At 33.1% G+C, this 12,221-nt stretch carries 11 protein-coding genes; 5 read left to right on the top strand and 6 right to left on the bottom strand.

What is annotated here, in order from left to right; genetic code table 11:
• Positions 1–131 precede the first annotated feature (131 nt).
• The 6 genes from RG22_RS14540 to RG22_RS14515 all read right to left on the bottom strand — a co-directional run bounded on the left by RG22_RS14540 (position 132) and on the right by RG22_RS14515 (position 6,607).
• Positions 132–869: a 3-keto-disaccharide hydrolase gene (locus RG22_RS14540; RefSeq protein WP_034044591.1), complete on the bottom strand. Its 738-nt coding sequence runs from the start codon at positions 867–869 to the stop codon at positions 132–134.
• Positions 870–988: 119 nt separating this feature from the next.
• Positions 989–2,041, bottom strand: a complete 1,053-nt coding sequence (locus RG22_RS14535) for a sugar phosphate isomerase/epimerase family protein (RefSeq protein WP_034044589.1) — start codon at positions 2,039–2,041, stop codon at positions 989–991.
• A gap of 102 nt (positions 2,042–2,143) precedes the next feature.
• Complete coding sequence (locus RG22_RS14530) at positions 2,144–3,277, bottom strand: Gfo/Idh/MocA family protein (protein WP_034044587.1); 1,134 nt, start codon at positions 3,275–3,277, stop codon at positions 2,144–2,146.
• Positions 3,278–3,299: 22 nt separating this feature from the next.
• Positions 3,300–4,463 carry an MFS transporter gene (locus tag RG22_RS14525; protein ID WP_034044585.1) on the bottom strand — a complete coding sequence of 388 codons (1,164 nt, stop codon included), beginning with the start codon at positions 4,461–4,463 and terminating at the stop codon, positions 3,300–3,302.
• Positions 4,464–4,486: 23 nt separating this feature from the next.
• Positions 4,487–5,452 (bottom strand): sugar phosphate isomerase/epimerase family protein, encoded by a 966-nt coding sequence (locus RG22_RS14520; protein ID WP_034044583.1) that lies wholly within the window; start codon positions 5,450–5,452, stop codon positions 4,487–4,489.
• Between the two features lie 123 nt (positions 5,453–5,575).
• Positions 5,576–6,607 (bottom strand): AraC family transcriptional regulator, encoded by a 1,032-nt coding sequence (locus RG22_RS14515; protein WP_034044581.1) that lies wholly within the window; start codon positions 6,605–6,607, stop codon positions 5,576–5,578.
• Positions 6,608–6,754: 147 nt separating this feature from the next.
• Between RG22_RS14515 and RG22_RS14510 the strand changes: the two genes are divergently transcribed.
• Genes RG22_RS14510 through RG22_RS14490 form a run of 5 tightly spaced genes read left to right on the top strand, consistent with a single transcriptional unit; the run spans position 6,755 to position 12,220 of the window.
• Entirely contained in the window at positions 6,755–8,470 is a 1,716-nt protein-coding gene (locus RG22_RS14510; protein ID WP_034044579.1) for a GMC oxidoreductase, read from the top strand.
• 5 nt (positions 8,471–8,475) lie between these two features.
• Positions 8,476–9,090, top strand: a complete 615-nt coding sequence (locus tag RG22_RS14505) for a gluconate 2-dehydrogenase subunit 3 family protein (protein WP_034044577.1) — start codon at positions 8,476–8,478, stop codon at positions 9,088–9,090.
• A gap of 13 nt (positions 9,091–9,103) precedes the next feature.
• Positions 9,104–9,907: a 3-keto-disaccharide hydrolase gene (locus RG22_RS14500; RefSeq protein WP_034044575.1), complete on the top strand. Its 804-nt coding sequence runs from the start codon at positions 9,104–9,106 to the stop codon at positions 9,905–9,907.
• A 3-nt stretch (positions 9,908–9,910) separates the two neighbouring features.
• Complete coding sequence (locus RG22_RS14495) at positions 9,911–10,879, top strand: formylglycine-generating enzyme family protein (RefSeq protein ID WP_034044574.1); 969 nt, start codon at positions 9,911–9,913, stop codon at positions 10,877–10,879.
• Between the two features lie 12 nt (positions 10,880–10,891).
• Entirely contained in the window at positions 10,892–12,220 is a 1,329-nt protein-coding gene (locus RG22_RS14490; protein WP_034044572.1) for a Gfo/Idh/MocA family protein, read from the top strand.
• Position 12,221 lies beyond the last annotated feature (1 nt).

Genomic DNA, 12,221 nt, shown 5'->3' with positions numbered 1-12,221 from the left:
AATAATCTTATGAAGATTAAAATGAATATGCTAACATTAATAATTTCAAATTAAGTGAAGTGAAATTAATTAAAAAAAAACATCTTAACGTCGTTGCCTAAACTTAAACTCATTAGTACTGTAATAAAATCTTATAATTCTTTAATTTTTATATTTCTGTACCATACTTTATCACCGTGGTCTTGCAAACCAATATGTCCTGTTTTATATTTTCCAAAACCTTTCCAGTCTTTAAATTTTGAATTAGCAATCATTTTATCCCATGCTTCTCCATGAAGTGGAAATTCAACTATTACTTTTCCATTTAATGATGCGCTTCCTTTATTTGAATTATGATCTATTTTTATTGCACATAAATTCCATTGACCTGCTGGTTTACATACATCGTAAGCTGGTTGCACCAAATCGTATAAAGCACCTGCTTGATGATATTTTGGATTTGCTTTTGCATCTGGATGTCTTTCGTTATCTAACACTTGAATTTCTAGACCTGTATGATAGGCTTCAGGGTAAGCTTCATCTTCAAAAACACTCCAAAAAATACCACTATTGCCACCTTCTGAAACTTTCCATTCAAGAGATAAAACAAAATTAGTGTACTTCTCTTTGGTTATAATATTTTTGCCACCTTTGCCTCCAGGTGTAAAAGCCAAAGTTCCGTTTTCAATAGACCATTCTGGATATATACTATCGGATAAATAACCTCGCCAATTATCTAAAGAATATCCATCAAAAAGAGTAATCCATTCTTCTACTAATTTTTTTTCATCTGTATTAATTTGCTCTTCTCCAATAGGAGTGTTGTTTTTTTGTTGTTTACAAGAAACTATTACTAACAATACAAGTAATATTTTAATCAATGATTTCATTCTATACTAATTTTAAATATTCTACGATTTAGTTTTAAAAATTCAAACTATAACTATTCAAATATAATTTATCGAAACACTTTACATTGCTCTTTATAATATGCAATTATTATTTTAACCTAAAGACCTAGTATTTTTTTTAATTGAGCTTTATCGATTTCACCTCCAGCAAAGTCATCAAAACTTCTTTTTGCAGCTTCAATAATATGCTTTTGAATGAATGGAGCCCCTTCTTTTGCGCCTTGATCTGAAGATTTTATACAGCATTCCCACTCCATAACAGCCCAAACATTACATCCATACTTAGTTAATTTTGAAAATATACTTTTAAAATCTACTTGCCCGTCTCCCAAAGATCTAAAACGTCCTGCTCGATCTTTCCAATCTGCATAACCACCATAAACCCCTTGTTTTCCTGTTGGATTAAATTCGGCATCTTTTACATGAAACGCTTTAATATATTCGTGATAATAATCAATGAAAGCCAGATAATCTAATTGTTGCAATACAAAATGTGATGGATCATACAGAATCTTAACTCGTTTATGATTTCCTGTTGCTTCTAAGAAGCGTTCAAAAGAAATTCCATCATGTAAATCTTCACCAGGATGAATCTCATAGCATACATCTACTCCAACTTCATCAAAATGATTTAAAATAGGTAACCAGCGGTTAGCTAATTCTTTAAAACCCATTTCTACCAATCCGTTAGGGCGTTGTGGCCACGGATACATAGTGTGCCACATTAAAGCTCCTGAAAACGTTGCATGAGCATTTAAACCTAGCCTTCCACTTGCTGTTCCCGATTTTTTCACAAAATCTATAGCCCATTCTGTTCTTGCCTTTGCATTGTTTCTAACTGATTCTGGAGCAAAACCATCAAACATGGTATCGTAAGCAGGATTTACTGCGACTAACTGTCCTTGTAAATGGGTTGAAAGCTCGGTTATTTCTAAGCCATAGGATTCTACTTTACCTTTTAACTCATCGCAATAGGTTTGACTCTCGGAAGCCTTGTTAATATCAATTAAACTAGATTCCCAAGTTGGAATTTGTATGCCTTTATATCCTAAATCTGCAGCCCATTCACACATAGCATCTAATGAATTAAATGGAGCTTCACTTCCAGCAAACTGTGCTAAAAAAACAGCAGGCCCTTTTATTGTTTTCATTCGTTTATTCTATTTTTTAATTAGGTCAGATGTAATTCGCCAATAATTATATCGGTTGGTATCAACTTAGTTACCATGGCTCATTTCATATTCTCTTTTATTCTATAAATCTAACCATACATTTCCTGATTTATGTGACTCCACGCACTTTTCTATAAATTTCATACCTCGAACACCATCATTCATTGTTGGATACTCACCACTATCATAAGATTGTTTTCTAATTGCTTTGGATACACCATAATAAATATTCCCCATAGAATCGAATATACCTTCAGGATGTCCTGGTGGTAATTTAGTACCATCTAAAGAAACGCCCCCATTATAAGCATGCCCTGGCTTTAAAACCTGCAACGGTTTATCATCTGTTAAATAATATAGGTAATTCGGGTTTTCTTGTTTCCAATTAAACCCGCCTTTTGTTCCGTAAATTTTTACTTCTAGCCCATTCTCTTCACCTGTAGCAATTTGGCTTGAACGTATAACACCTTTTACATATTCTGAAAAACGGATTAATATAGTTCCATCAACATCTAGTTGATTATCTTCGTAACGCGTATTAAGATCTGCTAAAATTGATTTAACTTCTTGCCCTGTTAAATATTCAGCCATATTAAAAGCATGTGTTCCAATATCTCCAACACAACTACTTATTCCCGCTTTTTTAGGATCTAAACGCCATATTGTTTTTCGTAGTTCTTTATCTAATAATATTGGATTTATCCATCCTTGATAATATTGAACATCGACTTTTTGAACATCACCTATAACACCAGATTGTATCATTTCACGCATTTGACGAATCATAGGATAGCCTGTATACGTATAGGTTACTGCAAAAATTGTATTTGATTTTTTAAGCGCGCGCTCTAAAACTTTAGCCTCAACAAGTGTAGTTGTTAATGGCTTTTCACATATAACGTGAAACCCATTTTCAATCAATTTCTTTGCCATAGGGAAATGCAAGAAATTTGGAGTAAGCACTGAAACTACTTCTATGCGTTCAGATTCTGGAAGTTTTAATTCTTCTTCAATAAACGTATCAAAATCTATATAAATGCGATTTTCTGGTAATCCCAATTTCTGTGCAAAACTTATGTTTTCTTGCCAAACCGGGTTAAATACACCACCTACTATTTGATATTTATCATACATTGAAGAGGCTACTCTGTGTAATACACCTATAAGTGAATCGCCACCGCCTCCAAGTATTCCTAATCTTATTTTTTCTGACATTATTCTTCTTTTATATAAAAAACTAAGCTGTTTTTCGTTTTTTCATGTAGACATTCAATCCTAAAAATGCTACAATTAAAATTGCTGGTAATATAGACATAGTACGCAATGCTTCAGTAGCATTAGCATCATCCATTAGTCTGCCCATAACTGGTAATACTATTGACACAGAAAACATACCAGCTCCACCTATAATAGAAAGCCCTAAAGCTCCTGTTTCTGGTAAATACTCAGCTACAAAACCTAACATTGTTGGCCAGAAAAAAGTAACTCCTACAGCAAAAACAGCTGCTGCAACAAATGTCATTCCGCCACTAGTAATCGTTAACATCCAAAGGCCTATAAAAGTAAATATTGCAGAATATAAAAGCATTCCTGAAGGACTTAATTTATGAACGACTTGACCCGCAGATAATCTGCCCAAAGCCATAATACCATTTATAAAAGCTAGCACCAGTAACGGTGCAGATACAGATTCTTTTAGTAATGATTCAATACGTTGGGTAGTTCCTAATTCTGAAGCTGCTGTAAGAAACATACAAAGCACCATAAATAAGAACAATGGATTTAATACACTTTTAAACATTTTCTTATTACTGATTCCAAGCTGTACACGTTCAGTAACAGGAAATTTTTGTCCGAAAAACATTATACCATAAATTATAAGAGGAATAAACAAAGTTGCCACCATAACTTGCCAGCTTAATCCCATTACATCCATTATAAGCCATCCTAATATAGAACCAATTACAATGCCTCCAGGGAACCATACATGGAACCTATTGAGCATTTTTGTTTTATTATCTGGGTACATAGATGCTACTAACGGATTTAAAGCTGCCTCTACCATACCGTTACCTATACCTACAAATAATGTCGCTATAAAAAGAGATGTAATAGAATCTGCCATAAGTGTCAATACAATTCCAATGATATGTGTAAAAAAAGCAATCCAAGTAATTTTTTTAATCCCAAGTAAATCAACCAGTGGTCCACCTACAATCATTGCAATTGTAAACCCGAAAAAAGCAGGCGCAAAAGCATAACCAAGTTGTTCTAAAGTTAATCCAATACCTTCTGGTCCAAAAACAGTTTCTAACCTTGCTCTTATAGCAAAGGTCATAGATGTTGTAATTAAAGCAAGACAGCTTGCTAAAAAAAGCTTGTTTTTATTAATATTCTCCATTATTATTTGGTTTAGTTAGTTTATTATTTTGACAGTTGTTTCCCAATACTTAATAACAAGTTTTTAGTAGCCAGAATACCATCCTTTTCACTTAACCTACTGCCTTCATATTCTACACCTATATAACCCGAATAATCTGCGTCTTTTACAGTTTGTAATATTCTTAAATAATCAATTACTGTTTCATTTCCATGTTCATCAAAGTCATACGATTTGGCACTAACAGCTTTAGCATAAGGCATTAATTCTTTAACACCTTTATACTTATCATATTCGTCTTCGCAACCATCTTTTTTACGTTTAATGCAGAAATTACCAAAATCTGGCAATGTACCGCAATTAGGCATATTTACTTTTGCCATTACAGATGCTAACCATTCTCCATTAGAGGTATATCCTCCATGATTTTCTACTAACACATTAATGCCTTGGGTAATGGCATATTCAGATAATTTTGTTAACCCTTTAACAGCACGTTCCATAACCTCATCATAAGTTCCTTCTCCATGAGCATTAACTCTAATTGAATGGCAACCTAGTGCTTTTGCTGCATCTACCCATTTTTTATGATTCTCCAATGCTATATTTAATTGATTCTCGTCATTACTTGCCAAATTACCTTCGCCATCAACCATAATTAACAAGTTTTTCATTCCATGCTTTTCACTTTCAATTTTAAGTTTTTTAACCACTTCATCTATACCCAAATCTTTAACCTCATTATTATAAAGTCCACTAACATATTCAATGGCTTCAAAACCTAAAGCATGAGCTTCTTTTGCAAAATCAAAAGGACTCATTTCTCCACTTCTAATCTTTTTATGTAAAGACCATTGCGCTAAAGAAATTTTGAAAAACATAGGCTGCCCGATTTCTTCTGTTACTGTTGAAATTGTTTTTTCTTTAGATTTTTTACAAGCAGAAAAAGCTAGTATTGATAATACAATAATGACTTGAGTAGTATTGTAAATTAACTGTTTTATATTCATGGTAATTGTTATTTGGTTAAACAATAAATTTAGTTAACAACGTGAATATAAATATTAGAACTTAAAACAATGTGTATTTTTATTCAGTGAAAGAATTTATACACTTTTAGTCATTTTGTTTTGTTAAGTAAATTGATAATTATCACTTGTATTTTTCAATCTATACTCATTAGGTGAGCATTTTTCATGCTTTTTAAATACTGTAGCAAAATATTGACTTGTTGCGAAACCACACATATACGCGACCTCTGCTATAGTTAAATCTTTATTATCGAGAAGTATCTTTTTCGACATTTCTAAACGCTTCATTGTTAAATAACGCATTGGCGTTAAATTTGTTAGCCTTTTAAAATGATGTGTAAATCTAGTTAAACCCACACCGGCAGATTGAGACATTAACTCTATAGTCCAATTTTCGGTCAAATTATTTTCAAGCTCTTTAATAAAGAATTTCACACTTCTTGAACTATCTGTAAGCGATTCGTTTAATACAATATCATCAGTATTCAATAAATCTAGTATTAAAATTAACAAGTAGTTTATTAAGAGTCTTATTCTAGACGCATTACTCCCCTCTACATCAGTATCTACTGCTTTATTAATTTGAAGAAAACAATCTCTTATTTTTTTATCTGTCTTTAAAATAGATTTTTCATTCTGCCTTAAAATTGTGGTAAGCCTAGATAAGTCATTAGGAGTTAACGTAATCCATTCAGGCCAAACCCAATCTTGATGTGGTCTACGCACACCCAAATCTATAATAACCCAATAAAACTTCCCCATACCTATATATGGATTACCTACTTTATGCGCCTCCCAAGGTCTAGTAATAGTTAAATAATTTGGCTCTAGCACCATCTCTTTATTTTCTTGAGAATAAGGCATAGTTCCAGACTCTAAAAAATGAAATTCTATTCCTTCGTTTCTATGCCAATCTAAACCCCAATCTTGTGGCTCATTAGCATCCCAATAACCTATACTATTAAGCCCCAACGTATTTTTATCCAATCGATTACCAGGATAAGTATGTCTTGCTAGTGCTTTAAATTTTAATTTATTGCGCTTAATAGCATCAACTAAAGGCAAACAAGTATCGGCATGATACACAATTCCATTTGCCTCATAGGGTTGTATTTTTTGTATGTTTATTTTCACTGAAATAATTTGAACATTGATATAGCGCAAATTAATTAATTTTCCATGTATTTAAGAATTTAATTGTCATTTTCTTCGTTTTAGCTGATTTGATTATTAAGTTTACTTATAAATTTATATATCTAATAATTCTTCAAATAGTTTTTAATGGAAAAAACAGAAGTAATAGAAAGCCTAAAAACTTACGATGCAATCGTTATAGGAACTGGAATTAGTGGTGGTTGGGCAGCCAAAGAACTTTGCGAAAAAGGATTAAAAACTTTAGTTCTAGAACGTGGTCGCTTAGTAACACATATTAAAGATTATCCAACAGCAAATTTAGATCCATGGGATTTTGAACTCAGAGGCAGTGTATCTATTGAAGACAAAAACAAACAACTAAAACAAAGTCGAACAGGGTATACTACCGCACAACAAAGCAAGCATTGGTTTGTAAACGATTTAAAACATCCTTATAATGAAACTAAACGTTTTGATTGGATGCGAGGTTATCACGTTGGTGGTCGCTCCATTATGTGGGGCAGACAAAGTTATAGATTGAGCGATTTAGATTTTGAAGCTAATAAAAAAGATGGACATGGCGTAGATTGGCCTATACGTTATAAAGACATTGCGCCATGGTATGATAAAGTTGAAGAATACATAGGTGTAAGTGGCGAAAAATTAGGGCTCTCACAATTACCTGATGGCGTATTCGAACCTCCAATGGAATTAAATTGTGTAGAAGAATATTTAAAAGAAAAGCTTTCAGAAAACTATTCTGACAGGCTTTTAACCATAGGAAGAGTAGCCCACATTACAGGAGATAAAAGTCGTGATGGAAGAAGTAATTGTCAATTTAGAAATAGATGTATTCGCGGATGTCCTTTTGGTGCTTACTTTAGCAGTAACTCTTCTACTCTACCGGCTGCAGAACGCACTGGCAATATGACTTTAAGAGCAAACTCTATAGTTCATGAAATTATATATGATGATACTTTAAAAAAAGCAACAGGTGTTAGAGTAATAGATGCCGAAACTAAAGAAAACTTCGTGTTTAATGCTGAAATTATTTTTTGCTGTGCATCTTCTATTGCATCGACATCCATTTTGATGCAATCAAAATCTGAAAGATTTCCAAATGGATTAGGAAATGATTCTGGAGAGCTAGGGCATAATATTATGGATCATCATTTGGGTGCTGGAGCATCTGGAAAATTAGATGGTTTTAAAGATAAATATTATAAAGGACGTAGGCCAAATGGCATTTACATTCCACGATTTAGAAATTTGGGGGATAAAGAAACGGAGAAAAAAGAATTTATAAGAGGTTATGGTTATCAAGGAGGTGCTGGAAGAGGAGACATTTCTGACCATATAGCAGAATTAGGATATGGTGCAGAATTAAAAGAAAAAATATTAGAACCTGGTAACTGGAGAATGGGATTAGGCGGTTTTGGTGAATGCTTGCCAAACCATGATAATAAAATGTCTCTTGACTATGACAAATTAGACGACTGGGGATTACCAACAGTAACTTTTGATGCCGAATGGAAAGAGAACGAATTAAAAATGAGAGAAGACATGATTCAACAAGCTGCAGAAATGCTTAAAAATGCTGGGTTTAAAGACATTCAAACATTTGATAATCGTCATGCCCCAGGAATTGGTATTCATGAAATGGGAACAGCTAGAATGGGTAAAGACCCAAAAACATCTGTTTTAAATAAATACAATCAAATACATACCGTACCAAATGTATATGTTACAGATGGTTCTTGCATGACGTCTTCAGGATGCCAAAACCCATCATTAACTTATATGGCTTTAACAGCAAGGGCTGCAAATCATGCCGCAGAACAATTCAAAAAAAATAAAAGCTAATAATTATGAATAGAAGAAATGCTTTAAAAGGGTTGGGGTTATCTATTGGTTATACTATTGCAACACCAACAATTATTAGTATGTTGCAAAGTTGCAAAACTGAAGCTGATTTATGGGTACCCACTTTTTTTACTTTGGATGAAGGTATTGTTATAAAAAATTTAATCGACCTTATTTTACCAAAAACGCAAAATATTCCTGGCGCTTTAGATGTTAATGTTCCTGAATTTTTAGATTTATATATTTCTAAAACATATAATGAATTAAAACAGAAAAAATACAAAGAAGGGTTAACCGCTATAATGAAAGCTTTACCTGTAACAAAAAAAGGTGTTAGCGATTTAGAAACTAAAAATTACGATACCTTATTGGCTAAATATTTAAAAATAAGCAAAGAGCAACAATTAACTTACAGGACTTATGATGATGAAAAAGACCCTAAAAATGAAGATGCAATAATTTTTCAAGCTTTAAATAACTTAAGAAGCTCTTCCATTTGGGCATTTAAAACAAGTGAACAAATTGGAGAAAATGTATTAGCCTACGACCCTATCCCTGGGTCTCAAAAAGGATGTATTCCTTTAAGTGAAGCTACAGGAGGAAAAGCTTGGTCTCTTTAATATTATATAAAATATGAATAAAAAACATATTATTTTAAGTATAGTTTTAAGTATATCATTTTTATTTAACTGTAAAAATGAAGAAAAAAAAACTACAGAAACACATCAAAAAGAAAACTGGATAAAACTATTTAATGGTAAAGATTTAAAAGATTGGACTATTAAAATTAAAGGTCAGCCTTTAGGTAAAAATTACAACAACACCTTTACAGTAGAAAATGGCGTGATGAAAGTTAATTATGATGAATACAATGATACCTTTAACGAATCTTACGGTCACATCTACTATAATAAAGAATTTTCGAATTATAAATTCAGAATGCAATACCGATTTACTGGCAATCAATTAAAAGATGGCGCAGGATGGGCAACACGAAATAGCGGTGTTATGATTCATTGTGAAAACCCTAAAGATATTGGCTTAAACCAAAACTTTCCCGTATCTATAGAAGTTCAACTTTTAGGTGGATTAGAAACTGGTGAACGACCAACAGGTAACTTGTGTACCCCAGGGACACATGTTGAAATGAATAATGAATTATTCACCCCACATTGTGTCAATTCTACATCAAAAACCTATAATGGAGACCAATGGGTTAATTTAGAAATTGAAGTTAGAAACGATTCCATTATTAAACACTTTATTAATGGAGAAAATGTACTCACTTATACCAAACCTCAAATAGGAGGTTCTGTAGATTACAACGAAACCTACTGGAAAAGCAAAGAAGGTGCACCATTAAAAAAAGGATATATTTCTTTACAAAGTGAAAGCCATCCTGTTGAATTTAAAAATATAGAAATATTAGAATTATAAAAGATGAAAAATAGTTTAAGCATAGTCTTTACTGCTCTTTGCATCATTCAAATTGGAACAATCCACTCTCAAGAATTTGAAAATTATTCTCAAGATTTAAAAGGGGAAAAAATAACCATTGAAATGATAGCCGTAAAAGGAGGCGCATTTTTAATGGGAGCAAACACAAATGATACAACTCGTAAAGATGATGAAAAACCTAGTCATGATGTTGAAATTGATGATTTTTGGATGGGTAAATACGAAATTACTTGGGAACAATACGATGCCTTTGTATTTGGTGAATTTGAACAAGAACAATTTAAAGATAAAAATAAATTAAATGATTTAGGAATTGATGCTGTTTCTGGAGCAACACCTCCATATGTCGATATGAGTTTTAACATGGGAAAAGAAACGCATCCTGCTGTAAACATGACGCAATATGCTGCTATTATGTATTGCAAGTGGCTAACTTCAAAAACAGGTGTGTTTTACAGATTACCAACAGAGGCCGAATGGGAATACGTTTGTAAAAAAGGAAAAACGGATGAAGACTCTAATCTTAAAAGTGTAGCTTGGTTTGACGAAAACACCAATGATAAATATGAAAAAACAGGAATAAAAAAAGCTAACATGTTAGGTATTCATGATTTATTGGGCAACGTTTCAGAATGGGTGATGGATCAATATGACGCCAACTATTACAAAACATCTCCAAAAAATAATCCTTGGAATAAACCTTCAGAGTTATACCCAAGAGTGGTTCGTGGAGGTTCGTGGAAAGACACAAAAGACAAATTATGCTGTACCGCAAGAGGTCTGTCTAAACAAAAATGGAAACGAAGAGATCCTCAAATCCCAAAAAGTAATTGGTGGCATACTAATGCACCATTTGTTGGTTTTCGTGTAGTACGCCCAAAAATTCAACCATCAAAAGAAGACATAAAAACATATTGGCTTTCTGTAATCGAAGATTACGGATTAAATTAAAAACTTAAAACCATGGATCAAAAAAAGAACAATTTATCAAGACGTAATTTTGTAAAGGGATCATCTTTAGCAGCTGGAGGCCTTTTACTAACACCTTCACTATTAACAGCTAGCCCTATGTTTAATAAAGTTAAAAAATTAAAATTAGCTGTTGTAGGATGTGGAGGACGCGGGACAGGTGCTGTAAGTCAAGCATTACAAGCAGACGAAAACGTAGAATTAGTAGCCATGGCTGATGCTTTTGAAGATCGGTTAGAAAATGCCTATACAAGCCTAACCAAAATGTTCCAAATAGGCAAACTTAATGTAAAACCATCCCATAAGTTTGTGGGTTTTGGTTCTTATAAAAAGGCTATAGATGCTGCCGATGTCGTTATTTTAACTACACCTCCAGGGTTTAGACCTCAGCATTTTGAGTATGCCGTCTCTCAAGGAAAACATGTTTTCATGGAAAAGCCTTTAGCCACAGACGTTGCTGGAATTAAAAAAGTATTAGAAGCCGCTAAAGTTGCCAAGGCTAAAAAATTAAATGTGGTGGTTGGTCTTCAAAGACATTATCAAGCAAGTTGTATTGAAGCATATAATCGTATTAAAAAAGGTGATATTGGTCAAATTGTATCTGGTCAAGTATACTGGAATGGTTCAGGAGTTTGGGTAAGACCTCGCGAAGCAAATCAAACCGAAATGGAATACCAAATGAGAAATTGGTACTATTTTAATTGGATTTGTGGTGACCATATTTTAGAGCAACATATTCACAATATAGATGTTGCCAACTGGTTTATTGGCGGATATCCAATAAAAGCTACCGGAACTGGTGGTAGAGAAGTTCGCAAAGGAAAAGATTATGGTCATATTTTTGACCACCATGTTGTAGAATTCGAATATGAAAACGGAGCTATAGTTTCTAGCCAATGTAGACATCAACCAGGAACAAAACATAGAGTAGATGAAACTTTTCAAGGTACTTTAGGAACCTCTTATACTGATGGAGGTGGTTCTACAAGATTAAAAAAATACGATGGTACAAACATCTATACTCACGATAATGAAAATGATATTAATCCATATCAACAAGAACACAATCTTTTGTTCAAATCTATACGAAATGGAGAGGTTATTAGCGACGCTGAGAATGGTGCAAAAAGTACAATGACAGCTATTATGGGCAGAATGGCAACCTACTCTGGAAAAGAAATAACTTGGGATAAGGCCATGGCTATAGAGCATAAATTAGTTCCAGACGAAGACACTCTTACTTTTGATTCTGTGCCACCAATTACACCTGACGAATTTGGAAATTATCCTATTCCAATTCCTGGAAAAACTAATTTCTCATAAA

The sequence above is a fragment of the Wocania ichthyoenteri Th78 genome (genome assembly GCF_000789235.1).
GTDB lineage: Bacteria > Bacteroidota > Bacteroidia > Flavobacteriales > Flavobacteriaceae > Wocania_A > Wocania_A ichthyoenteri.
The sequence above is the reverse complement of the archived record's forward strand: the minus strand, read 5'-3'. Positions and strand labels throughout refer to the sequence as shown.

Bases quoted from the DNA above. Each gene is read 5' to 3' on its own strand.
- RG22_RS14525 (WP_034044585.1), bottom strand. From the start codon at position 4,463: ATGGAGAATATTAATAAAAACAAGCTTTTTTTAGCAAGCTGTCTTGCT.
- RG22_RS14530 (WP_034044587.1), bottom strand. From the start codon at position 3,277: ATGTCAGAAAAAATAAGATTAGGAATACTTGGAGGCGGTGGCGATTCA.
- RG22_RS14510 (WP_034044579.1), top strand. From the start codon at position 6,755: ATGGAAAAAACAGAAGTAATAGAAAGCCTAAAAACTTACGATGCAATC.
- RG22_RS14500 (WP_034044575.1), top strand. From the start codon at position 9,104: ATGAATAAAAAACATATTATTTTAAGTATAGTTTTAAGTATATCATTT.
- RG22_RS14535 (WP_034044589.1), bottom strand. From the start codon at position 2,041: ATGAAAACAATAAAAGGGCCTGCTGTTTTTTTAGCACAGTTTGCTGGA.
- RG22_RS14520 (WP_034044583.1), bottom strand. From the start codon at position 5,452: ATGAATATAAAACAGTTAATTTACAATACTACTCAAGTCATTATTGTA.
- RG22_RS14495 (WP_034044574.1), top strand. From the start codon at position 9,911: ATGAAAAATAGTTTAAGCATAGTCTTTACTGCTCTTTGCATCATTCAA.
- RG22_RS14540 (WP_034044591.1), bottom strand. From the start codon at position 869: ATGAAATCATTGATTAAAATATTACTTGTATTGTTAGTAATAGTTTCT.
- RG22_RS14490 (WP_034044572.1), top strand. From the start codon at position 10,892: ATGGATCAAAAAAAGAACAATTTATCAAGACGTAATTTTGTAAAGGGA.
- RG22_RS14505 (WP_034044577.1), top strand. From the start codon at position 8,476: ATGAATAGAAGAAATGCTTTAAAAGGGTTGGGGTTATCTATTGGTTAT.